Below are 22773 nucleotides of genomic sequence, written 5' to 3'. Positions count from 1 at the left end.
CGCTGATGAGAAGGGACTTCCCTGAGGTGAAAAAGATGGACCGCTACGTTCTGCTCGTCAAGGCCCCAAAGGGGGCTGATGTAAGCGAATTCCGCGAGGAGGTTAAGGCCCTCGCAGAAAAACACGGTTTCAAGGCCGAGCTCCATCGGTGCATAGGACTCACCGTTGACGGCGTCATACTCTATCGGGGCGGTGTCGTTCTCATAAAGCGAAAGAACGAGCCCTTTAAGAACCATTTTGCCCTTCCCGGTGGTTTCGTCGAGTACGGCGAGACCGTTGAGGAAGCCCTGAAGAGGGAGATGAAGGAAGAGACCGGCCTGGACGTCAGAATCCTCAAACTGGTGGGCGTTTACTCCGACCCTGGCAGAGACCCGAGGGGACACACCGTTTCGGTTGCCTTTCTCTGCATCGGCGAAGGGGAACTTAAAGCCGGCGACGATGCGAAGGAAGTCGAGGTTGTTCCGATTGATGAGGTTGAGAAGCTTCCGCTGGCCTTTGACCACGCGAGGATTTTGAGGGACGCGCTGGGCCCGAGGTGAAAGAATGATTTACACGGGAGAAGAGGCAATCAAATGGCGGTGGGTGTACAAAATTTCCTCTGTGATGGCCGTTTTATTTTTGGGTTTAGGTGTATTCTTGTCCAAACTGTTCTTTCTAGCGGCATTTGTGTCAGTGTTGATATCCAAACATGCTCACGATAAATCTAAAAGATGGGCAACAGGATTTGAAGGGGAATACTACGTTATTGAGGCTCTTTCTGAGTGCAAGTGCTTTAATGGAGTTCTTCTTTCTGATTTAATGCTCCCTGGCGCAACTGCCAATATAGATCACGTTCTTGTATGTGACAGAGGGATTTTCGCGATTGAAACCAAAGCATACACCGGGATCTATAAGGCAGATGGGGATACATGGTATTATGAAACAATGTCTGGAAAGATAATCCCTACAAAGAGTCTGAGCAGGTTGGCAAAAAGAAATGCTGCTATACTTTCAAAATTTCTAAGGGAGCGGTATGGGGAGAGGTATTTTGTTAATCCCATGCTTGTGTTTTCTGGAGCCACTGTGTTTGAAGGCCGGGCTACTGTTCCGGTTTTGTTTCCTTCTCAGATATGCGAGTACGTGTGCTCCCTTCCCCGAACTCTCTCCAAGCAGGAGGTCGCACGGTTGTCAGACCTGTTAGCGAGATACGCTCGGCACATTATGGAGGTAGGGAAAAATGCACCTTGAATACCCCTCCTTCGGGAGGATAGTGGTTGACGGAAGAACCTATGAGCACGACATCGTGGTTTATCCGAGCGGAAGGGTTGAAAAGAGAAAGAAGTGGCTGAGCAAAAACAAACACGGAACGAGCCACAAACTTGACCCCGACGAGCTCAGGGAGTACCTTATTGAGGACTTCGAGGTTCTAATCGTCGGCACCGGCTACTACGGTTACCTCTCGCTACTCCCCGAGAGCAGGGAGCTGGTGAAGGACAAGGAAGTCTATGAGCTCCCCACCGGGAAAGCGGTGGAGCTATTCAACGAGCTCAACGAAAAGAAAAGAGTCCTTGGAATCTTCCACGTCACCTGCTGAGGTGCCAGAGCAACAGCACATCGACGAGGAGCACGAAGGGGAGCGAGAGGAACCACTCAACGTACCACAGCCCAGCTGTAGCTCCAATTATCAGCCCGTTTGCGAACAGGGCGAGGAGCATCTTTTTCCACGTTGTCTGGGGTAGTGCCACCTCCCTGATTCCCCAGTAGAACACCGTCAGCGTCGTTCCCGCCGTTGAAACCGGCAGGAGGAGCGCGAGGGGAAGGACCTTCAGTGAGCCCGGGTTCATGAGCGAGAGACCCAGAACCGCCAGCAGGCCCGCAGTTACCGGAACGGCGGTCATGGTCACGAGCTTGCCCCTCAGAAACGTCCTGAGGCTCAGCGGGAGCGAGTGAAGGACTTCAAAGGCCCTGCCGTCTATCTTCAGAACTGCGTCTATCGCTATGGCGGAGGTCCAGCCAACGGCCAGGACAAAGCCAAGGGCCGAGTCCTCGCTTCCCGACTTCAACGCACCGGCGAGGGATGGGATGATGACCACGACGGGCATCAGCAGGCCCGTTAGGAGGGACGTGTTCCTCGTTGCTATCTTGAAGTCCTTGAGCGCCAGCGCCAGGGCCGGGCTGTGGAGCGAGAGCCTCGCCCTGCCACCTCTCCTCTCGGTTGCCGTTCCCTCGCTTATCCTTCTCCAGAGTCTCCTGACTGTTGAAACGTAGACCACTCCAATCACAAGGCCGTAAACGGCCAGGAGGCCGAGCGAGAGGAGGGGTTTCTCGACCGTAGAGACCGAGAATGGATACGCCACCGAGTACCTCTCGAAAACGCCCTTAAGCGTTTCATAGTGGCTTGCAACGTAGCGCTGGAGGTAGTTCAGGCCGTAGAAAAGCGACATCACGAGGAGTATTCCAAAGGCCTTGAAGGCTGTTTTGAGGCCGGAGAACTTCCCGCCGGAGGCCTTTCCAAAGCGGTCGTAGATGAGCAGACCGAGGGTGTGGCCGAGCATTGTCCCGATGAACGCCCAAGCGAAGCCGAGGACTCCAGCAACGGGCCCGAGCTTGAGGGATAAGGCCACTGCCGGGGGGAGGAGGAAGAGAACCGATGGAAGCTGTGTAATCAAAAGCATTACGCTGAGGTACTTTCCGCCGACGCGAACCGGGAGCGAGAGTAGAGGCTCAAAGAGGCCGAGCGAAACCGCGTACTGGGCCGTAACTGCCGTTCCGTAGAGGGCCATTATCAGCGGGAGCATGCAGTAGCTCGCGTAGATTACCGCCGAGCCTGAGGGGTCTTTGACGTAGTAGACGCCCGGAAAGAGCATGAGGCCGAAGATTCCGAAGAGGATTGACTGGCTTAGCAGGGTTCTCTTGAGGCTCCCGCTCCGCTTGAAGGCCTTGATGAACTTGTTCCAGTCCGTTGAGAGCTGGGGGTTGGCCTTCAGCCGTTTATAGGTCATCTCGCGGTAGAGGACGTTTACTATCTCCCACTCCATCAGAAGGCCTCCCTTAGGGCCCTGACGAGGGAGCTTACCTCCTCTTGGCTCTCGGTCAGCTTGAGGAAGACGTCCTCAAGGCTCTCCTCGTGGGCGAAGCGCTTGAGCTCCTCAGGGGTTCCCTCTGCTATCAATTCGCCGTTGTAGATTATGCCTATTCTATCGCACAACGCCTCGGCAACCGCGAGAATGTGTGTCGAAAAGACTATGCTCTTTCCTTCCTCCTTGAAGCCGTTGAGAAGCTCTTTCATTATGCGCGCGCTCTTGGGGTCGAGGCCGTTGATAGCCTCGTCGAGGATTAGGGCCTTCGGGTCGTGGAGAAGACCGGCTATTATCGAAACCTTCTGCTGGGTTCCGAAGCTGAGCGTCCCTATCAGCTCGCCGAGGTATTCCTCGATTCCGAAGGCCTTGACAAGCCTTTCAACGCGCTCCTCAAGCTCCCCCTTTGGAATCCCCCTTATGCTTCCCACGAAGGAAAAGAACTCCATCGGGGTCAGGCTCTCGTAGAGAACCGGCGTTTCGGGTATGTAGCCGGTTATTTTCTTCACCTCAATCGGGTTCTCGGCGACGTTTATCCCCTCGACCAGGACTTTTCCTTCGCTTGGCGGGATAATCCCGGCCAGAATCCTCATCGTGGTGCTCTTACCGCTCCCGTTTGGGCCCAAGAGGCCGTAGATTTCGCCGTCGCGGACGGTGAAGGAGATTCCCTTGAGCGCAACCTTCCCGCCGAAGCGCTTGACGAGGTTCTCAACTTCTATCACACCACCACCCGGGGTAAATTCTACACTTCCTTTAATAACTTTTCTGTGTGAAGAGACATTCATGAAAAGCCCTAAATAGAATGAGCGCCTAACTATCTACAATCCAGACCGGTGTGGCTTTCTTTTCTTGCCGAGGTGTGGGTTGGAGGTGTGTATATGAGAAAATTCTCACGGGTTTTGCTCCTCCTTCTTCTGACAGGGTTAGTGCTGGTTGGCGGTTGTCTCGGCGGGAACGGCATCGGTGTTCCGACTGGAACTGAGGACGGCGATACCGGAAGCTCATCTTCTGAAGATGTCGGAGCGCACTCTGACACCGATTCTCCGACAGGCACTACAACGGAAACCCAGACTTCAACTGCGACGGAAACGCAAACCGGAACCCAAACCGAGACACCAACGCCAACCGAGACGCCCTCATCGAACGCGAGCCTTCAGTACGACGAGGATGGAAAAGTTCTCTGCGATGAAAGCTCCGACCCCGATTCCGGTTGCGAGGCCGGGGAGACCAACGGGAACGGAACCGGGCCGGGCTTTTTGATAGGGCTTCTCAACGTCACGCTCGAGCCTGTGATAATCCCCGTTTACAGGCTCACTGCCAACTTCACATATGCCGGGCCACTCTGGAGCGACGCCTTCGAGCCGAACGGGAAGGTTATAGAGCGGGTCTCGCTCCTAACGTCCTCGACCGACCCCGGAAGGAGCGTTAAGCTCACGATAACCTTCGAGAACGAGAGCCTGGCCAACGCCTACGTCCACATTCCAGTTTTCATCGACCTCTCGGGCAGGAAGTATACCTATCCGCCAACGGTTCTCCGCTTTGATGAAGGCGACGAGTTCGGGAGAATCTGGGAGCTCCATCTTTACTCCACGGGCTTTAGGCTCTACGAGCTGACCGGGGAGGGGTCGGTTGAAGTGGGGGCCGGAAACGTCCAGCTCGACGGAAGGCGCGTGAGCTTCACAATCGAGAACTTCTCGGAAATTTTCCCGGAGAGGGTTTACCTCAGAATCTACGGGAGTACTATGGCCGACAAGAGCCCGAGCCTCGTCTATCCCTACACCGGGAGCTTCGTAATCGAGGCCGGGAAGGGCTGGATTGACTACTACTCGCCGGCCAGCTTCTTTACGGAGGAAGGAAAGCTCTACATGGAGGCGAGGGGCTACGACCTGATGATAAGGCTCTATCTCGACGACCGCAAGTACCGCGACATGATGCCTATGAAGGTCTTCTTCGACAGCACCGACAACGGCGAGGCCGACTGGATTGCCTACGTAGACGAGGACTCCTTTAAGTTGAGGGACGCGCACGGAAGCGTCTACCGCGAGGGGAATGTGAGCACTTACATCGAAAACGACCGGCACGTCGTCGAGTTCACCATCGAGAACTTCTTCTCCCTCGTCCCCTGGCGCTACTTCCGCCTCTGGTTCTCGGGCCAGGTTTACGCGCCTTCGCTGAAGCCCCGCTTCCCGTCCCATAGCAACCTGTGGGTGAACGCCACCAACGGGCTCAGCATAGAGAAAGACGTCGACCGCTACCTCGTCATCGTCGTCGAGGACGTCTACATAAAGGGCAACAAGGACAGCGCGGAGGGCGAGATTCAGCTCGTCTCGTGGGCTTTCCCTGTTTACTGGGAGCACGAGAACGACCTGAACTGGAAGTACGGGCCGATTTACGCTGTCGGCTATCCAGCAAAGCGCTGGGTCGAGGCGGACGACCACAGCCGGCTTTTATACCACGATGATAGGGCTATAAGCGTGGGCTACCCCTTCATCAACGGCTACCCGATTTTCGCGATGCCCCTTGACGAGGTTAGGGAATACAGGAAAATCTACGTCCACACAGCTGGCTGGGACATCGACAGTCCCGGAAAGTACGTCACGATGGGCGTCGGCTTCCTCGTTGATACTGCTTTAGGCCTCGCCACCGGCGAAATTGGAACCGCGATGAAGTACGGCTACAACGGGGTAATGTTCATCAACCAGCTCGTTACCGGAGAAAGCGCGAGCGAGTTCTACGGCTCAAGGATTCTGGCCGTTTTCGGAACCGAGCCGGATATGGTCGGCTACTCCGGCTACACGATAGACGCGAGGGCCGATTACAGCGACGGGGTTCTCATCGAGGTCTGGTCAACGGACGGCAACATGAGGGTTACCTATCTCGTCCAAACCGTGGAAGTCCCGAGGACGCTCCGCTACAACACCCTTCAGGCCTACCTCGACACCGTTCAGTTCACGAAGGATACTGAACTCGGCGACGACGAGTACTACCTCTACGCGAGCGGGTTCATCTCCTTCAAGCCGGAGGAAGTGGACGTTCCGGACGTAACGGCCGAGAGGACGACGGGAATGGCGCCGGTTCAGCCCGTCAATAGGTATCCAAAGTCTGGAGTGCTGTCGGGCAACAGGTTCACTACGAGACCGCAGATTCTGATTATCGGCCACACGAGGGCGGACGTGCCGTTCCTGTACCTCGAATACGACGGCTGGGAAGAAGATGCCGGAAACTGGGGCAACGACGACGACCCGATGGGGCAGGTTTCCATAACGCTCCTCTTCGACGACGACTACTTCGACTGGGAGCCGGATTCGGCGATTCCGACCAAGGAGTGGAGCCTTGAGTTCTCGAGCTGTGGCGTTTCGGGCGGTTGCTCGAAGGCGTGGTTCTGGGTCAGGGTGAAGCCCTGAGTTCATTTATTCTTTTCATTGCCTTGTCAAATTCTTCGGGGACATAGTATGCCTCAACGCCCGCAACTCTGGCGTTTTCTACCTGTCGTCTGTCACATGAGAGCAGAATAGCTGAGTTCTTGAAAGCGAGTGCTATGTAGTATGTATCCACGGCCCTCCCATGAATTTTGGGCGCAATAGCCTCCGCAACTTGGTAAAACTCCTCTTCTCCAACGAACTCAACGCCCTCTCCTAAGGTCTCAACAACCTGAATTGCCCTCATTCCTATTTTCCTGCTAAAGACGCTCAGCATCTCAATCTTCGCTATTCTTGGCATTGTAACCACAATGTTGCCCTCTGAGACTGCCTTAAGCAACTCTTTAGCGAGTTTATGCCTATCCCCAAGTTTTGGAAGAAGGGAGTCGATAATCAGAGATGCATCAAGAACTATCACTTTCTCTCCCTCACGAGAACTTCCCCGAGGTCTTCATCTACGTCCTCGAACTCCTTCTCAAGTTCCGAGATAACTTCGTAGAGGGACCTCTTGAGGACTATGCGAACTTTCTCGCCTTCCTTTAGGTCCACCTTCTTCAGGGGTTTCAGAACCCCGTGGTCGTAGACGGCTTCAATAACCTCCATGCTCCCACCGATAAAACTTCGCGGAAGGAAAATTAAAGGTTGTCCTTTCTCTCGAGGTGCGCCCTCTTGACCTCAAGCACCCCCGAATAGTTGCAGTCGTTCCACCGCTTTTCTACCTCGTCGAAGACTATTCTGGCCTTGAAGAACGGCGCGTCGCGGACGAAGGTCTCGAACTCACCGCCCTCTCCGGCCACGTGGATTTTGTACCTCTCGTGGAGCTTCACCAGCTCCTCCAAAGCTTTCTTGTCAATCCTCCGCCCGAGCCAGCGCTCGTCCAACCCGTAGGCCGAAACTCCGACCATTACGATGTCGAAGATTCCAATCAGCTCGCGCATGTAGTCAACGGGGTCCCTGTGCCAGGCCGGCGCGAAGCTCTCGATGCCGAGTTCCTTTGCCACCCTGTCCACCCTCTGCTTCTGGTACTCGCTGGCCAAAGCTCCGGCAACGACGCCGTCAATCTTCAGCCCCTCGAGGACTGCCTTCATGTCCTCTACCTCTTTTTCCTTCTCGCCACTCGTGAAGCCCTTGACGAGTGGAATACCTATCGCCCTCGCCTGCAGTTCCGTGAGGTGAATGTTGGGCACGTGGTACATGTAGCTGTCTTCCCTCTCGCTCACCATCGAGACGAGGTACTTGACCTCGAACCCCTGCTTGAGCGCCCAGTAGAGGGCGTAGTTCGAGTCCTTGCCCCCCGAGTAAAGGACCGCCACGCGCATTTCCACCACCGAAAGCTTTAAATTACCTGCGGTTAATTTAATCTCGGTTCTCTTGATGAGGCCTTATCAAGGGCCTTAAAAAGGTGATGCCGATGACTCCAAAAACTGCAGTGATTCTCGCGGCAGGCCTTGGGACGAGGATGGGCGGAAGGCCAAAGGGCCTCGTCAGGGTTGCCGGAAGGGAGATTCTGTACCGAACGATGCACCTCCTCCAGAGGAACGGCGTTGAGAGGTTCGTAATCGTCACCAACGAGCGGTACGCCCCCCTTTACCGCGAGTTCGTTGAGAGGAACGGCTTCAACGCCGAGCTCGTGATAAACCCCGAGCCCGACAAGGGCAACGGTCACTCTCTCCACCTCGCCAAAGGCCACCTCTCCGGGCGGTTCGTCCTTGTCATGAGCGACCACGTCTACAGCGAGGCCTTCGTTGCGGAGGCCATAACGGGAAACGGCCTCATAGCGGACCGAAGGCCGGGGTGGATTGACGTTGACGAGGCGACGAAGGTTAAGGTGAAGGACGGCCGGGTCGAGCGAATCGGGAAGGGCCTTAAAGACTGGGACGCGGTTGATACCGGCTTCTTCGTCCTCGATGAAGGGATTTTCAAGGTGACGGAAGGGCTTGAAAACGAGAAAAACGGTGACTACTCACTCAGCGAGGTCGTCGGGCGTGCTAAGCTTCCGGTTACCTTCGTTGACGGCCTCGGCTGGACCGACGTGGATACGCCGGAGGAGCTCAAGAGGGCCCGAAAGATGCTCGTCTTCACGGCCGTCAAGGGAACCGGCGACGGGTTCATCAGCAGACACCTCAACAGAAAAATCTCGACGAGAATCAGCTATCTCCTCGTTGAGAAGGTCACTCCAAACCAGATGACGGTCGTCACCTTCGCCCTCGGCGTGCTCTCGGCCTTCCTAACGCTCGTCAGCCTGCCTTTAGCCGGAATCCTCTACCAGCTGAGCTCAATTCTCGACGGCGTTGACGGCGAGCTCGCGAGGGCCCAGCTGAGGACGAGCAGGCTCGGTGGCTACGTGGATTCAATCCTCGACCGCTACGTTGACGGCTCTTTCCTCGCGCTCCTTGCCTACTCAGCTTTGAAAGAGCCCCTCTGGTATCTGGTCGCGCTCTTAGCTCTGCTCGGTTCGGTCATGGTGAGCTACTCGACCGAGCGCTTTAAGGGGGCCTTCTGCAGGGACGCCTACCGGGAAGTCCCGGCACTCAGAAAGCTCCCGGGAAAGAGGGACGAGAGGGTCTTCCTGACGATGCTGTTCCTGCTCGTTCCTTCAGGTCTCGCCGTCAGGGCGCTCTTCGCGCTCCTCGCAGTCCTGACAAACCTCCGCGTCGGGGCGACGGTTTACTTTATTCTTTTGAATGCCTCGTCCTTTAGGACGGGGATGCAGTAAACAACCCAACAGTCTTTAAGCGAGAAAACAACACTCTTTTAAAGCCTAAAATTCATACCATACTTTGAAATGAAGCGAACTGTAACGCTTAAACTCCAACCCTCAAAAGAGCAGGCGAAAACCCTCCAACAGTTAGCGGACACTGAAGCTAAAGTCTGGAACCAAGTAAACTATCTCAGACGACAACAATTCTTCAAAGAACAAATCGTGGACTTTAACAAGACTGAGAAAACCGTTTATGAAGAGTTTAAGCGGGAAATCGGTTCAGCAACCGTTCAACAAATCTGTCGCAAAAACGCTGAAGCTTGGCGTTCATTCTTCTCACTCCTCCGGAAGAAGCGGAATGGTGAACTTCCCTCTTGGCTTAAGCCCAAACCACCAAACTACCTCAAAGAAGACGGAAGGAGGAAACCATTAATCGTTCTTAGAAACGACCAGTACAGGATTGAAGGGAATAAGCTCATTCTAAAGGGTCTTGGCAAATTCGGACGCCTCGAAATCCAGTTCAAGGGTAGAATACACTTGAAGGGGAAGCAGGGTCGCTTAGAAATCACTTACGACCCTGTAAAGCGGAAGTGGTATGCTCACGTAAGCCTCGCAGTCGAGGAAAAACTTGAGAGTGGGGAGTGGATTAAACTCCCAAGAACTCCAAGAGGAAACCTCTCTGCGGGAATAGACCTTGGAGTGAACAATTTGATGGTCGCTTATGTGGAGAATGGAGAAAGCTTTCTGGTCAATGGGAGACCGTTAAAGAGCATTGACTTCTACTGGCGGAAGAAGATTGCTGAGTATCAGTCGAAACTCAACAAGAGTGGAGCCAAAACGAGTAGAAAACTCAAGAGAATGCATGAGAGGGCCAAACTTCAGGCGAAGCACTACATTAACACGGCAGTAAGGCAAACTGTTAAGAAGCTCTACGATTTGGGAGTTAGTAGAATCATCGTTGGTTATCCAAAGGGAATAGCGAGGAATTCTGATAAGGGCAAAAAGCAAAACTTTCTCCTCTCCCACGTCTGGCGGTTCAATTATGTCATTAAACGCCTCACAGAGGTTGCGGAAGAGTATGGTATTCGGGTTGTAGTTGTTGATGAGGCTTTCACTTCTAAGCTTTGCCCCGTTTGCGGGAAGCCCCACGAGGGGGCTCGCTTTGTTAGAGGATTGTTTAAGTGTCCCGCAACGGGGCTTGTGTTTAATGCGGACTTAGTTGGAGCTTTCAACATTTTGAGGAAGGTTGTGACGACCATAACCCCGAATCTGAGCGGGCTTTATGCTCAGGGGAGGGGTAACTGGCCGAAGACCAGGCCAGAGGGGTTCGAAGAACCCGTTGTAACGGGTTCCTTGATGAGAACCCCTCGAACCTCTCTGCCAGTTGGGTAGGAGATTCCTCGCTGGAACCCTTGCCCTTCAGGGCAGGGAGGAGGTCAGCTCATATCCAGAAAGGTTTCGCGACCAAAAACTATTTAACCACTGTAAAATATTTGAGAACAACGAAAAGGAGGTGGGTGAAATGGTCAGGGTTGTTATACTTGGCCAGGGTTACGTTGCAAGCATATTCGCGAGCGGTCTTGAGAAGATAAAGGCCGGAAAGCTCGAGCCCTACGGCGTCCCGCTGGCGGACGAGCTCCCGATTAAGATTAAGGATATCGAAATCGTCGGTTCATACGACGTTGACAAGGCCAAGGTCGGCAAGGACCTCTACGAGGTCGTCAAGGCCTACGACCCCGAGGCCCCGGAGAGCCTCAAGGGCATCACCGTCAGGAAGGGAATACACCTCGGAAGCCTCAGGAACCTCCCGCTCGAAGCGACGGGTCTCGACGACGAGATGACCCTCAGCGAGGCCGTTGAGCACCTCGTCAACGAGTGGAAGGAGCTCAAGCCTGACGTTTTCGTCAACGTCTGCACCACCGAGGCCTTCGTTCCCTTCGAGAACAGGGAGGAGCTTGAGAAGGCCATCGTCGAGGACAGGAAGGACAGGCTCACAGCTACCCAGGTCTACGCCTACGCGGCCGCCAAGTACGCCAAGGAGGTCGGCGGTGCGGCCTTCGTCAACGCGATTCCAACCCTCATCGCCAACGACTCGGCCTTCGTCGAGCTCGCGAAGGAGAGCAACCTCGTTATCTTCGGCGACGACGGAGCCACCGGCGCCACCCCGCTGACGGCTGACGTCCTCGCGCACCTCGCCCAGAGGAACCGCTACGTCCTCGACATCGCCCAGTTCAACATCGGCGGAAACCAGGACTTCCTGGCTCTCACCGACAAGGAGCGCAACAAGAGCAAGGAGTTCACCAAGAGCTCCATCGTCAAAGACCTCCTCGGCTACGACGCCCCGCACTACATCAAGCCGACCGGCTTCCTCGAACCCCTCGGCGACAAGAAGTTCATCGCCATGCACATCGAGTACATCAGCTTCAACGGCGCCCACGACGAGCTCGTCATAACTGGAAGGATAAACGACAGCCCGGCTCTGGCAGGTCTGCTCGTCGACCTCGTCAGGCTCGGAAAGATTGCCGTCGAGAAGAAGGCCTTCGGAACCGTTTACGAGGTCAACGCCTTCTACATGAAGAACCCGGGACCGAAGGAGATGCACAACATCCCGCGCATCATTGCCCACGAGAAGATGCGCATCTGGGCCGGACTCCAGCCCAAGTGGCTCTGACGGCAAGCTTTTAACTCCCTTTTCCTACTTTTCTCGGTGGGTGAGAATGAGCTGGAAGAGGGGAGCGTATCCTGAGTTCACGATTGAAGACGCGGTCGCGGTTCTGTTCCTGATGAGGAATCCCGTTGGGAGGAAGACGATTTCAGAGCTCCTTGACCTCGGCGAGGGGAGCGTTAGAACGCTTTTGAGAAAGCTTTCGAGGATGGAACTCATAGAGTCCTCCCAGAGGGGCCACGTCCTCAGTGGGAAAGGCAGGGAGCTCGTTGAGAGGCTTTCGCGGGCCTTTTCGGAGGTTCACGCGGTTGGAAGGGTTGAGGGCTTTCCGGCCTACGCCCTAATCGTCAGGAACCCTCCTGAGTTCAAGAGCATCGAGCTTCGCGACGAGGCAATAAGGTTCTTCGCCAAGGGTGCGATGATTCTCGTCGTTAAAAACGGGGAGGTAGTATTCCCAGAGGACGGCAGGCCCCTGCGGGAGACCATGCCCGAGCTGGCGGAGAAGCTCTCCGTTCTTGGGCCTGATGATGGAGACATGGTCGTCGTTACTTGGGCCGAGAACCCGGCTGATGCCATGAAAAGCGCCTACCACGTGGCGGTTTTCCTCAAGGACGTGCCGGAGGAGATAAAGTCCCTCGTGAGGTGAGCCGATGGCCGAGAGCAGGCTTATCCTTGCCCTTGACGTCTACGAGCGCGAGAGGGCCCTTGAGATAGCCCGCGAAACGGCGGACTACCTCTGGGCGATTAAGGTGAACTGGCCCCTCATCATCGGTTCCGGGCTGGACATAATCCCCGAACTCAAGGAGGAGACCGGTCTTCCGGTCATAGCCGACCTCAAGCTCGCGGACATTCCCAACACCAACCGGCTGATAGCGGGGAAGGTTTTCGAAGCGGGGGCGGATTACATCATAGCGCACGGCTTCGTCGGGAGCGACAGCGTTGAGGCGGTTATGGAGCTCGGGAAGACGATAATCGTCGTCGAGATGAGCCATCCGGGGGCGAGGGAGTTCATACAGCCCGTGACGGATAGGCTAATAGAGCTCGCCAACCGGCTCGAGCCCTTTGGGGTCATAGCTCCGGCCACGAGGCCCGAGCGTGTCAATTACATCCGCTCGAGGCTCAAGCCGGGAATCAAAATCCTAACCCCCGGAGTTGGCGCCCAAGGCGGAAAGGCGGGCGAGGTTTTAAAGGCCGGTGCCGACTACATCATCGTAGGCCGTTCGATTTACGCGAGCGATAACCCGAGGGAGAGCGCGAGACAGATTTACGAGGAGGTGAGAGCGTGGAGCTGAAGGTCAAGCACCCCCTCAGCAAGAAGGAGGTAAAGGCCATAATCCGCGAGATGGCCGAGATTTTTGGAGAGGAGATAGCCGAGAAGATGCTGAGCAAGAAGGACCGCGTTGAGGTTGCGGAGTTCGACAAGACAACAGAAATCCTCCTCGTCAACGGAAAGCCCTTCTTCATACGGAGAAAGGGCCTGATTTTCCCGCTTGTCATAGCGCTCTACGAGCTGTCCAACGAGGAAGACTTAAGGAAGTGGCCGAGGCGCGTTGTCGTTGACGAAGGGGCGGTTCCATACATCATCAACGGCGCCGATGTCATGGCCGCTGGCATAGTTGATGCCGATGAGAACATCAAGGAGGGCGACTTCGTCTTCGTGGTTGAGGAGCAGTACGGAAGGCCCCTCGCGATAGGCATAGCCCTCATGAGCGGTAAGGCGATGAAGGAGAAGCCCAAGGGGAAGGCAGTGAAGAACATCCATCACGCCAAGGATAAAATCTGGAACGTCACGGTGGGATGAGATGGGGGAATCTAAAGGCCGGAGAATCCGCGTTTTAGCCGGTGGAGTCTTTGACATCCTCCACGTCGGGCATATACACTTTTTAAAGCAGGCGAAAGAGCTGGGCGATGAGCTTATAGTCATAGTAGCCCACGATGAGACCGTTAGGAGGAACAAGCGGAGGAACCCGATAAACCCGGCCGAGGACAGGGCTGAACTGCTGAGGGCGATAAAATACGTGGACGAGGTTTACATCGGCTCGCCCGGCGGGATAGACTTCGAGCTCGTGAAGCGCATAAACCCGGACGTTATAGCCATCGGCCCGGACCAGAACTTCAACTGCGAGAAGCTCAAGGAGGAGCTGAGGAAGCACGGCATAAACGCTGAGGTAATACGAGTTCCCTACCTCTACAAGAGCGACCGGGCGAAGACGAGCAAGATAATAAGGAGAATAGTCGAGGAGTTCTGCGAATGATTTGAGGGCTTATTTTATTCGCCCTGATTTGACCTCACCCGGGGTGGGGCCCTGAGTTCAGGGTCTCAGTTTTGAGATGTAATCGCGAAGGAACTCGGGGTCCTCCCGCTTTACCGCGCTTAAAAGCTCCTCGAACTTCTTCTCCCCGAGGGCGAGGCGGAGGTAGTAGTAGAGGTTGACGGCGTCTTCAACGATGGCGCTCTGCCTCCTCCCTTCCTCGGCGTAGAGCTGAATTAGTTTCATGTTCATGTCCCTGCTGACGTAGAGCGTTTTCTGCATCTTCTCCTTCTTCAGGTTGCGCTCCTTCTTGGGCTTACTCGGTTTCGTGAGCTCGTCTATCGAGCCGTCAAAGAGCTTTGGAATTTTATCCCTCGGCAATCTCAACCACCTCTTTCGCGAGCTTTAGGAAGGCCTTCGCGGCGCGACTCTTGCCGTCGAACTCGAATATGCTCTTACCCTCACTCTGGGCCTTCTCAAGGGCTATTGCCTTTGGAATCGTCGTCAGTATCGGCGCGTCCGGGTAGGTCTCCTTGAGCTCCTTGAGGCGGAGCTTCGGAACCTTGGTCTGCTTGGTGAACTTGTTGGGAACGAGGCCAAGCAGTTTCAGGTTCTCGTTGGTCTCCTCGCGAATCATCCTCATGAGGTTGAACATGAGCTGCATCCCTATGACACCGAAGTAGCTGAGCTCGAGCGGGATGAGCACGTAGTCGGAAGCGGTGAGCGAGTTGACGAGGAAGATTCCCATGCTCGGTGGGTTGTCTATGAGGACGTAGTCGTAGTCCGGCAGAACCGGCAGTAGGGCCTTCTCAAGCCTCCTCTCGCGGTTGTAGGCGTTGATTATCTCGATTTCCTTGGCCGAGAGGTTCAGGTGGCTCGGAATAAGGTCAAGGTTCTCCCGGACGTTTATCAGGCTCTCGTCTATTTCGCTCTCCCTTGTCATGAGCGTTCCGACGTGCCTTTCGGCGTAGTCGAGAACCCTCATTCCGATTAAACCAAAGGTCAGGTTGAACTGCGGGTCAACATCAACGAGTAGGACTCTCTTGCCCATATCGGCTAGGGCGTAGCCGAGGTTCATCGTCAGGGTTGTCTTCCCGACTCCCCCCTTCTGATTGGCAACGCTGATTACCACTGCCATGGTTTTCACCCGATGAGTTAAAAAGAGTCAGGAAAGGTCCTCGAAGTCGTCAAGGACCCTGCTCACGTAGGTTGGAAGCCCACCCTTTGACTCTTCCCTCCTGGCTATGGTCTTGTAGAGCTTGTCCTCGAAGGACTCAAAGGTCTTCTTGGGCTTTGCGGGCAGGAGGGACTCCTTTGGTGCGAGCTGGAGTGCCGTTTCGCCTCCAAGAATGTGTGGGCTCTTGACGCCGGTCATTATCACCATGGCCCTGACCATCTTGCCCATGTCCTCGTCAATCCTTGCACCCCACTTGATTTCGCTCTTCTCACCGAGTTTCTCATAGACGATGTTCATGGCCTCGTTGATTTCTCCAAGGCTGACATCCGGACCAACGGTGAAGTGAACGAGTGCCTTCTCACCGCTCCCGTACTCGACGTCGAGGAGCTTGTTCTGGAGGGCGTTCTTGACTGCATCGACGGCCCTGTTGCTTGAATCGCTCTCGCCGATTCCAATCAAAGCCGCTCCACCGTTCTTCATAACGCTGTAAACATCCGCGAAGTCGATGTTCACCATCGACGGGAGCTTAATCGTCTCGGTTATGCCCTTGACCATCCTGGCTATTATCTCATCGGCGAAGCGGAAGGCCGCGTTTATCGGCAATTTGGGAACGAGCTGGAGGAGCTTGTCGTTCTCGATTATCACAACGGTGTCCGAGTAGTAGAGGAGTGCCTTTATTCCTGCCCTCGCTTTCTCAATTCTCAACTTGCCCTCGTTCTTGAAGGGGAACGTTACAACGCTCACGACGAGGGGCTCCCTAAACCTACCGTTGTGCCTGGCGCGCTCCTTGATGACCCTCGCCACAACAGGTGCCGCCCCGGTTCCGGTTCCGTTGCCCATTCCGGCGGTTATGAAGACGAGGTCGGCGTCACCGATGGTCTCGGCAATCTCGTGGGCGCTCGCCTCAGCCGCGCGGTAGCCTATCTCCGGGTCTCCACCCGAGCCTTTACCCTGCGTTATCTCCTTACCGAGGAGGAGTTTTTTATGGGCTTTTGCGTGCTTCAGCGCCTGCGCGTCGGTGTTCATCGCTATGAGCTCTGCCCCCTGGACGCCGAGCTCGTACAGGCGCGTTATGGTGTTGTTACCGGAGCCACCAACACCAACGATTACAATCTTTATCAAGTCGTCGTCATCCTCCATGAGACTCTCTTCCATCTTTGGCCTCTTTGGCTCGTCGTCGAGGTCTATCTTTATTCCCGCCTGCTCAAGCAGTTTAAACACCATCGCCCCAACCCCCATGTTAAGTATGGCGTGGGTTTAATGCCCTGATTTAAAACCTGATTTAAAGCGGCTTATTTTATGATGTAGTCAGGCGTTGAGCGGTTTTCAGCCTCAAGGCGGTACAGTTCCTTTTTCAGAAGCTCGCGTATAGCCTCGCGAATGATTTCACTTCTGTTGGGGTAAACACCCTTCTTAACGAGCTGGTCCATCGCGTTTATGAGCCCCTGCGGGAGCTGAACACTTATGATTCTCATCCTGCTCATTCCTGCACCACCACGTTCATTAAGCCGCTGGAGTAGATAGTGATTAATTAGTTAAATACTTTGTGCTTTGGTTTTAATATTATGATAATATTAATTTCAAAAATTTTTTGAAAAACTCTTTTAAGGTTCGAATCTAAACGAAAAGATGGTGGTTCGAGAGTGATTCGCGTAACGGATGGAGTGTTCATTACGAGGGTTTTGGTTCGAAACGTTGAGGCAGTCCTTCCTTACCTTGGAAGTGACGTTCAGCTGGTCAATACCAACTGTTGGAGAGCCGTTGCGTTCGCCTCGATACTGGCTTTGAGGGCTTTTGAGCGAAAAACCAACCACGCAAAGACCCTAGGAGGAGAACTGCTCCTTCGCTTGGCTGGAACACTCCAGATTAAGGACGCGATAATGGAAGTGGGTGTGAAACCTGGTGAGAATTACCTCGTCGTCTTTGGGGACGAGGCTGACACGAAGCGTGTCCTTGAGGACCTTGGATTGGAAGAGCTTCCCATCGATGAGTGCCCCGACGAAATCACGAAAACTTTTTTTGAAAAATCAGCCCTCGTCGAAGTTTTGTAGGTGAAATTTCCCTTGTTCCAACGTTTGGTTAAGGATAGGTTTATATACCGCCCCTTTTACACCCCCGCAGTGCCCGGGGGGATGATGAATGCGCTACAAGAAGAGAAAATACTTCCTCGCCGGAAGGATAAACATAATCCAGCGCTCGAAGATTAGGGAGCTCTTCGAGAAGGCCCGGAAGATGGAAAACGTTATCTCCCTCGGAATAGGCGAACCGGACTTCGACACGCCGGAAGTTATTAAGGAGGCCGCTAAGAGAGCCCTCGACGAGGGCTACACGCATTACACACCCAACGCGGGCATTCCCGAGTTTAGGGAGGCCATAGCGGAGTACTACAAGGAATTCTACAACGTTGATGTTGAGACTGAGAACATTATCGTTACCGCTGGCGCTTACGAGGCAACTTATTTGGCCTTCCAAAGCATCCTCGAACAGGGCGATGACGTTATCATCCCGGACCCGGCCTTCGTCTGCTACGTGGAGGACGCGAAGATAGCCGAGGCGGGCATCATCAGGATCCCCCTCCGCGAGGAGTACAAGTTCCGCCTCAACCCGGACGAGCTCGTCGAGGCTATAACGAAGAGGACGAGGATGATCGTAATCAACTACCCCAACAACCCGACCGGGGCCGTTATGAAGAAGTCTGTCGTCAAGGCCATAGCCGACATAGCTCAGGACTACAACATTTACATCCTCAGCGACGAGCCCTACGAGCACTTCCTCTACGAGGGGGCGAAGCACTACCCGATGATTAAGTACGCTCCGGACAACACAATTCTCGCGAACTCCTTCTCGAAGACCTTTGCCATGACCGGCTGGCGCCTCGGCTTCGCCATCGCTCCTAAGCAGGTCATCAGGGATATGATTAAGCTCCACGCCTACGTCGTCGGTAACGTTACGTCCTTCGTCCAGATTGCGGGCATAACGGCACTCCGCGACAAGAGGAGCTGGGAAGCCGTTGAGAGGATGAGGCAGGTCTACGACGAGAGAAGGAAGCTCGTTCTGAAGCATCTCAGTGAAGTGCCGCACCTCGAGGCCTTCAAACCAAAGGGTGCCTTCTACGTCTGGGTCAAGATTGACCCGGAGCTCGACATGACGAGCGAGGATTTCGCGGACTGGCTCCTTGAAAACGCTGGGGTCGTGGTAATCCCCGGAACCGCCTTTGGAAAACAGGGTGAGGGCTGGGTCAGGATAAGCTACGCGACCGAGAAGGAGAAGCTCATCGAGGCAATGGAGAGGATGAAGTCAGCGCTCTCCAAGCTGTGAGGTGGTTCGATGGAAAACGTCCTCCTCATGATTTTTATTACAACTTTTTTGGCCGAGTTTGGGGATAAGACCCAGCTGACTACCATAGCCTTCGCCTCGAAGTACGGATGGAAAACTGCTTTCTTAGGTGCAATCCTCGGCCTTGCGGCCGTTAATCTGATAGGTGCCCTCATTGGCCAAGAGCTTGGTAACATGTTGCCCGCATCGCTGATTAGGAAGGGCGCCGGGATGCTCTTCATAGTCTTCGGCGTCCTCATGTTACTTGGAAAGCTTTAGAGGTGGTTGCCATGGACAAGAGGTGGTCAACGGTATTGCTTAACACCGTTCTCCTTGCTTCCGGCTTTGGAACGATGCACATGCTCGAGAAGTTTAAGGACGCGGTTTTGACTCACTACGGAATTACCGAGGCAATGATGAGCTACCAGCAGACCGCGTACGTCGTCGGTCTCTTCGTCGCTTTCCTCCTCGGTGGAACGAGCCTTTTTAAGGGCTCCTTCAAGAGGAGCGTGGCTCTAATAGTTAGCTTCGCAGCGATTCCGCAGTTCCTGATTCCCTTCATGCCCAGCTGGTGGGGTGTGGTTGCGCTCCGCTTCTTCCAGGGCTTCATCGTCGCGCTAATAGCGGTCTTCAGCAACCAGATTGGAAGGCTCTTCGTGGCCGAGAGGCCCTTCGCTAAAGGTGTAATACTGTCGGGAATCTTCTGGGGTGGAATCTACGGCATAAACCTTGCCAAGTGGGCCGGTGGAAGTAAAGCAAGCTGGTCCTCAGTCAGGGAAGCCTTCCTAATCTCTGCGGTCCTCATGTACGTCATGCTGGCAATCTGGTGGCTCTTCATTGAGGACTTCGAGATTCCAAAGGAGAAGCGCTCCTCCAAGGGCAACGTCTGGAAGATGCCCTTCACTTGGGTATTCGGTTTCACTTTCTTCCCGGCGCTCTGGATTATCTTCACCCTCGGTTCATTCACCCTCAACAGGGTCCACTTCAGCAGCTCCCAGGTAGCCAACCTCGTCATGACCCTTGAGGTCTCAATGGGCCTGTGGTCGATAATCATGGGCTACCTCGGCTACCGCCTCTCGGTTAAGAACACCAGCAACCGCGGTCTCTTCAAGGCCATCGTCAGCGTCATGACTCTCTCCTACGCGGTAACCTTCGCGGGAATCTTCATTGTCTGGAAGGCGATACTCGCCAACGACTACACGCTGGCACTCCTCGGAATAGCGATAACCGGAATCGTCCAGGGAACGGGTCCGGCCTTCTGGACCACCGCCCCAGCGGCCTACCCGAAGGAAATCTATCCAGAGGCCAGCTTCGCCCTGGGCCTAATCTCGAACTCTGCCAACGCGGTAGCCCCGAACGTCATGTTCGTCCTCGTGAAGGGCGTCACGACGGGGATGATAATCTACCTCGCGATGGCCCTGCTCGGAATACTCCTCCTGCTGGCATCGAGCAGGATGAGGCTCCCCGTCGAGGAGCTCTCCTAACCCCTTTTCTTTATTACATGGATATCCCTAACTAAGCGGTGCCTTTCTTCGTAGTCGAGGTGCCTGGATATAACCTCGAAGCCCAGTTTTCCGAGCCATCTCCTCTCCTTCCGGTAGATGCTCCCGTCCCTCAGCCTGTAGGCAGGGAAGACGAAGACTATCCTTCCGTTTCTCTTGAGCACATCGCTAAAGCTCTCGAAGACCGAAAAGTACAGCCTGTCCAGTTCGTTAGCGAGCTTTATCGCCTCGCCCCTGCCAGGGTTCCTCTTCAGGGGCTTTCCGAGGTAGGGTTCGGTGACTATGGCATCAAAGCGCTCGCGGAAACAGCGCTTCAGCTTTCTCGCGTCGCAGACCTCTATCCTCGCCGAGTTCCTGGGCCTGAACTCTTTTCTGAGCCACTCGATGTTTCGCCTCGCTTCCCTCACCCTGTCAGTATCTCTGTCGCTTCCGTAAGCTGGCAACCCCTGGAGGACGAACTCCTGAAGGACCGTTCCGATGCCGCAGAAGGGGTCGAGGAAGAGGCCCTTCCTTACCTCCGTGAGGTTCACCATTATCCTCGCCAGCCTCGGCGGAATCGAGAGGATTGGCCTCTGAACCGGCCTTTCCACGTCAAGCTTCTTCAGCTCGAAGGGGTCGGTAACCTTGACCGTCTCGCCCACGAGGAAGCTTCCGTCGTCCCTGAACAGGAAGACGATGTCCTTGACCTCTGGAAAACCCTTCAGAATCAGCTCGGCAGGCATGGAGTAGACCTTTGCCGGCTTGAAGAACTTTGCTGGGCCTTCCCTCTTGAACTCCCTCTTTACGGCGCTCCCCAGCTTCCGCCAGAGCCTCCAGTCATCCTTTCCGTAGAGGCTGACCGTAAAGAGCTTAGCGTATTCGAGGTCCTTTATCGCTTCCTCGCCTTCTCCAACGATTCTCACGAGCTTGAGCGACCCGCCGAGCCAGCGGAAGTGTCTCTCTATCGAGGGCTTTGACTCGAAAACAATCCAGTTTTTTCCTTCCTCAATAGGTTTGACCTTTAGGCCAAAGCGTCTCGCGAATGAGAAGAACTCCGCTCTTCCAAGCTCGGGATTCTTGCCTAATATCACTCCATACATGGATTGCGCTTTGGGTAAGTTTTTAAAAAGCTTCCGAGTAATAAGGTCAGCTTTAAAGCGGTGGTCAACATGCTCATCGAGGAAGCCCTCAAATCAGTTGCGGCCATCCCGGACCCCTACGTCAGGGCCGTTACCTACGCGAAGATGGGTGAAAAGCTCGCCGTCGCTCGAAATCCCCTTTATCGGGAAGCGTTTCTCAGCGCCTTTGAATCCCTGGGTGGCATCGATGACCCCTATGCCCTGATGAAGGCGCTGATTTCAATAGGGAGTTCCCTTGGTCGTTCTGGACTCAAGGCGTATAAGAGAGTTTTTGCGAGGATTTTAAACGAATCGAGGTTCCTTACCCACCCCCAGAGGGATGAGATACTCCGCACGGCTTCCCTCGCCCTCGTCTCCTTCGGGGACGTAGGTGAGGCAATTAACTTTGCCCTCGAAATCTCGAACGGGGATTTGAGGCAGTCTACCCTCGTGGCCGTGGTTAGGGCCGCGTCCCGCTCCCTTGAGAGGAACTCCCTGAAGACCGCTTACCGCATTAGAAAGATTAAGCTTGCCATGGAGTACATAACGGATGAGCCATACCGCTCCAAGGCCCTTTTAGAGCTCTCTAAGGGGTTGATATCTTTGGGGAGTTACGGGGATGCCTTCTCTGCGGTCGAGGCCATGGGGTCACGTGAATGGGCAAAGCAGGCTTTCAAAGAGCTGGCGTTCAGGTTAAGCGAGCTGGGGGTTATAGAACGCTATGTTGAATCGTTCGTGTCCCTGGCAGAGGGGTTATCCCGCAAATTTGGAGAGGAGTTTTGGGTCGAGCTGGCCACTGCCCTCGCACTCGCGGGGAGGGGGGAGCTTGCGGTCGGGCTTTTGAGAAAGCTTGGACTCGAGTCCATTAAGCGTGTTGCCTTGGATGTTCTCGATAAGAACCCCTCCGCACTTAAGGAGTTGCTCTCGGCGCTCTCCCACGAAGAGGCCCTCGAAGTTGGCAGGGTTTTAATGAACAGGATTCTCGAGGAGCCCTCCCCAGAGAAGAAGAGAATCGTGAACACCATAGCGAGGTTCGTCCGGTCTGAGGAGATGCTAGCCAAAGTCGCGCGCTTTTACGTTCTCATTGGTGACGTTGAGTCGGCTCGAGGAATAGGGGCGTTTCTACAGAACCCCAAACTTCGTTCGATTGTCATGGCCGACGTTGCCCACCACTACCTCAAACTCGGACGGGTTGAGGAAGCCATAGACACCGCCCTTGAAGTCCGCGACGCTCGGTTTGCCTCTCTGCTGATGTCGGAAATACTCATAAAGGCCGTTGAGAAAGAAGTTGAGGGGTCTGGTCATGGAGAGGTTGAAGGCTCTGATGGGGAGGCGCGGAGAAGGACTTGACTTCGTTAAGGACCTGGTGGGGCTCCTCCTCGCGGGAAGCGACGTTTATTCTCATGAGCCCGTCTTTAAGGACGCCATCGAGGAGATTTACTCGGTTTTAAAGGAGGAAGTTCGCTCCGGCAAATTTGAACTCCTCGATGCATACGAAACCGCGGTGGTATTAAAGGCCGTTGTTTTTAAGGAGAAACTCGAAAGGGAGCACCTCCTCAGAAGGCTCCTCGCCGAGCTGGGGTGATTGT

General features: G+C 54.7%; 27 protein-coding genes. 17 read left to right on the top strand and 10 right to left on the bottom strand.

The annotated features are described in order from the left end of the window. Positions 1-35 precede the first annotated feature (35 nt). From CS910_RS11365 to CS910_RS11355, 3 genes are read left to right on the top strand one after another with little or no spacing between them, the layout of a single operon-like run. Positions 36-539, top strand: a complete 504-nt coding sequence (locus CS910_RS11365) for an NUDIX domain-containing protein (RefSeq protein WP_099212522.1) — start codon at positions 36-38, stop codon at positions 537-539. 4 nt (positions 540-543) lie between these two features. Then, on the top strand, positions 544-1227 hold the full coding sequence (locus tag CS910_RS11360; protein ID WP_099212174.1) for a nuclease-related domain-containing protein: 684 nt from the start codon (positions 544-546) through the stop codon (positions 1225-1227). Further along, complete coding sequence (locus tag CS910_RS11355) at positions 1217-1573, top strand: Mth938-like domain-containing protein (protein ID WP_099212172.1); 357 nt, start codon at positions 1217-1219, stop codon at positions 1571-1573. The genes CS910_RS11360 and CS910_RS11355 overlap by 11 nt, the downstream gene beginning before the upstream one ends. Here the strand turns inward: CS910_RS11355 and CS910_RS11350 are convergent. Together CS910_RS11350 and CS910_RS11345 are read right to left on the bottom strand one after the other, a co-directional pair. Further along, positions 1563-3017 (bottom strand): hypothetical protein, encoded by a 1455-nt coding sequence (locus CS910_RS11350; RefSeq protein WP_099212170.1) that lies wholly within the window; start codon positions 3015-3017, stop codon positions 1563-1565. The two genes, CS910_RS11355 and CS910_RS11350, sit on opposite strands and share 11 nt — an antisense overlap. Next, positions 3017-3778, bottom strand: coding sequence for an ABC transporter ATP-binding protein (locus CS910_RS11345; protein ID WP_099212168.1), 762 nt, complete (start codon positions 3776-3778; stop codon positions 3017-3019). The genes CS910_RS11350 and CS910_RS11345 overlap by 1 nt, the downstream gene beginning before the upstream one ends. Positions 3779-3934: 156 nt before the next feature. On the opposite strand from CS910_RS11345, the gene CS910_RS11340 reads away from it, so the two are divergent. Beyond that, positions 3935-6460, top strand: a complete 2526-nt coding sequence (locus tag CS910_RS11340) for a hypothetical protein (protein WP_099212166.1) — start codon at positions 3935-3937, stop codon at positions 6458-6460. Here the strand turns inward: CS910_RS11340 and CS910_RS11335 are convergent. Genes CS910_RS11335 through CS910_RS11325 form a run of 3 tightly spaced genes read right to left on the bottom strand, consistent with a single transcriptional unit; the run spans position 6444 to position 7794 of the window. Then, on the bottom strand, positions 6444-6893 hold the full coding sequence (locus tag CS910_RS11335) for a type II toxin-antitoxin system VapC family toxin (RefSeq protein WP_099212164.1): 450 nt from the start codon (positions 6891-6893) through the stop codon (positions 6444-6446). The genes CS910_RS11340 and CS910_RS11335 overlap by 17 nt on opposite strands. Further along, positions 6890-7078 carry an antitoxin family protein gene (locus CS910_RS11330; protein WP_099212162.1) on the bottom strand — a complete coding sequence of 63 codons (189 nt, stop codon included), beginning with the start codon at positions 7076-7078 and terminating at the stop codon, positions 6890-6892. Before CS910_RS11330 ends, CS910_RS11335 begins: the two co-directional genes overlap by 4 nt. Positions 7079-7110: 32 nt before the next feature. After that, on the bottom strand, positions 7111-7794 hold the full coding sequence (locus tag CS910_RS11325; protein ID WP_099212160.1) for a diphthine--ammonia ligase: 684 nt from the start codon (positions 7792-7794) through the stop codon (positions 7111-7113). Between the two features lie 92 nt (positions 7795-7886). On the opposite strand from CS910_RS11325, the gene CS910_RS11320 reads away from it, so the two are divergent. From CS910_RS11320 to CS910_RS11290, 7 genes are all read left to right on the top strand, one after another. Then, entirely contained in the window at positions 7887-9191 is a 1305-nt protein-coding gene (locus tag CS910_RS11320; RefSeq protein WP_099212158.1) for a bifunctional L-myo-inositol-1-phosphate cytidylyltransferase/CDP-L-myo-inositol myo-inositolphosphotransferase, read from the top strand. 69 nt (positions 9192-9260) lie between these two features. Further along, positions 9261-10568, top strand: a complete 1308-nt coding sequence (locus tag CS910_RS11315; RefSeq protein WP_099212156.1) for an RNA-guided endonuclease InsQ/TnpB family protein — start codon at positions 9261-9263, stop codon at positions 10566-10568. A gap of 130 nt (positions 10569-10698) precedes the next feature. Further along, positions 10699-11847 (top strand): inositol-3-phosphate synthase, encoded by a 1149-nt coding sequence (locus CS910_RS11310; protein WP_099212154.1) that lies wholly within the window; start codon positions 10699-10701, stop codon positions 11845-11847. A 46-nt stretch (positions 11848-11893) separates the two neighbouring features. Beyond that, positions 11894-12487 (top strand): DUF4443 domain-containing protein, encoded by a 594-nt coding sequence (locus CS910_RS11305; RefSeq protein WP_099212152.1) that lies wholly within the window; start codon positions 11894-11896, stop codon positions 12485-12487. 4 nt (positions 12488-12491) lie between these two features. Continuing rightward, a complete protein-coding gene (gene pyrF, locus CS910_RS11300) occupies positions 12492-13133 on the top strand; it encodes an orotidine-5'-phosphate decarboxylase (RefSeq protein WP_099212150.1) in 642 nt (213 codons plus the stop codon). Further along, positions 13124-13642 carry an RNA-binding protein gene (locus tag CS910_RS11295; RefSeq protein ID WP_014122395.1) on the top strand — a complete coding sequence of 173 codons (519 nt, stop codon included), beginning with the start codon at positions 13124-13126 and terminating at the stop codon, positions 13640-13642. Before pyrF ends, CS910_RS11295 begins: the two co-directional genes overlap by 10 nt. A gap of 1 nt (position 13643) precedes the next feature. Then, entirely contained in the window at positions 13644-14096 is a 453-nt protein-coding gene (locus CS910_RS11290) for an adenylyltransferase/cytidyltransferase family protein (RefSeq protein ID WP_099212148.1), read from the top strand. Positions 14097-14153: 57 nt separating this feature from the next. Here CS910_RS11290 and CS910_RS11285 read toward each other — a convergent pair whose 3' ends face one another. The 4 genes from CS910_RS11285 to CS910_RS11270 all read right to left on the bottom strand — a co-directional run bounded on the left by CS910_RS11285 (position 14154) and on the right by CS910_RS11270 (position 16754). After that, positions 14154-14474 (bottom strand): CopG family transcriptional regulator, encoded by a 321-nt coding sequence (locus CS910_RS11285; RefSeq protein WP_099212146.1) that lies wholly within the window; start codon positions 14472-14474, stop codon positions 14154-14156. Next, positions 14461-15231, bottom strand: a complete 771-nt coding sequence (locus CS910_RS11280) for a ParA family protein (RefSeq protein WP_099212144.1) — start codon at positions 15229-15231, stop codon at positions 14461-14463. The genes CS910_RS11285 and CS910_RS11280 overlap by 14 nt, the downstream gene beginning before the upstream one ends. A 27-nt stretch (positions 15232-15258) precedes the next feature. After that, positions 15259-16494: a cell division protein FtsZ gene (ftsZ, locus tag CS910_RS11275; RefSeq protein ID WP_099212142.1), complete on the bottom strand. Its 1236-nt coding sequence runs from the start codon at positions 16492-16494 to the stop codon at positions 15259-15261. Positions 16495-16562: 68 nt separating this feature from the next. After that, positions 16563-16754: a ribbon-helix-helix domain-containing protein gene (locus tag CS910_RS11270; protein WP_099212140.1), complete on the bottom strand. Its 192-nt coding sequence runs from the start codon at positions 16752-16754 to the stop codon at positions 16563-16565. A 159-nt stretch (positions 16755-16913) separates the two neighbouring features. On the opposite strand from CS910_RS11270, the gene cgi121 reads away from it, so the two are divergent. The 4 genes from cgi121 (at position 16914) to CS910_RS11250 (ending at position 20069) form a co-directional block, all read left to right on the top strand. Further along, the gene (cgi121, locus tag CS910_RS11265; RefSeq protein ID WP_099212138.1) at positions 16914-17321 is read left to right on the top strand and encodes a KEOPS complex subunit Cgi121; all 408 of its coding nucleotides are present in this window, start codon (positions 16914-16916) and stop codon (positions 17319-17321) included. An 88-nt stretch (positions 17322-17409) separates the two neighbouring features. Continuing rightward, positions 17410-18588, top strand: coding sequence for a pyridoxal phosphate-dependent aminotransferase (locus CS910_RS11260; protein ID WP_099212136.1), 1179 nt, complete (start codon positions 17410-17412; stop codon positions 18586-18588). A 9-nt stretch (positions 18589-18597) separates the two neighbouring features. After that, positions 18598-18864 carry a TMEM165/GDT1 family protein gene (locus tag CS910_RS11255; protein ID WP_099212134.1) on the top strand — a complete coding sequence of 89 codons (267 nt, stop codon included), beginning with the start codon at positions 18598-18600 and terminating at the stop codon, positions 18862-18864. 11 nt (positions 18865-18875) lie between these two features. Continuing rightward, on the top strand, positions 18876-20069 hold the full coding sequence (locus tag CS910_RS11250; RefSeq protein WP_099212132.1) for an MFS transporter: 1194 nt from the start codon (positions 18876-18878) through the stop codon (positions 20067-20069). Here CS910_RS11250 and CS910_RS11245 read toward each other — a convergent pair. Next, positions 20066-21166, bottom strand: a complete 1101-nt coding sequence (locus CS910_RS11245; protein ID WP_099212130.1) for a TRM11 family SAM-dependent methyltransferase — start codon at positions 21164-21166, stop codon at positions 20066-20068. The genes CS910_RS11250 and CS910_RS11245 overlap by 4 nt on opposite strands. A gap of 69 nt (positions 21167-21235) precedes the next feature. Here CS910_RS11245 and CS910_RS11240 point away from each other — a divergent pair, with 69 nt between their 5' ends. Both CS910_RS11240 and CS910_RS11235 read left to right on the top strand, forming a co-directional pair. After that, a complete protein-coding gene (locus CS910_RS11240; RefSeq protein WP_099212128.1) occupies positions 21236-22534 on the top strand; it encodes a prenyltransferase in 1299 nt (432 codons plus the stop codon). Further along, complete coding sequence (locus CS910_RS11235; protein WP_099212126.1) at positions 22488-22769, top strand: hypothetical protein; 282 nt, start codon at positions 22488-22490, stop codon at positions 22767-22769. Before CS910_RS11240 ends, CS910_RS11235 begins: the two co-directional genes overlap by 47 nt. Positions 22770-22773 lie beyond the last annotated feature (4 nt).

It is taken from the genome of Thermococcus henrietii (assembly GCF_900198835.1).
GTDB classification, from domain to species: domain Archaea; phylum Methanobacteriota_B; class Thermococci; order Thermococcales; family Thermococcaceae; genus Thermococcus; species Thermococcus henrietii.
Note: the sequence above shows the minus strand (reverse complement) of the source record. Positions and strands in the feature narration are given on the sequence as shown.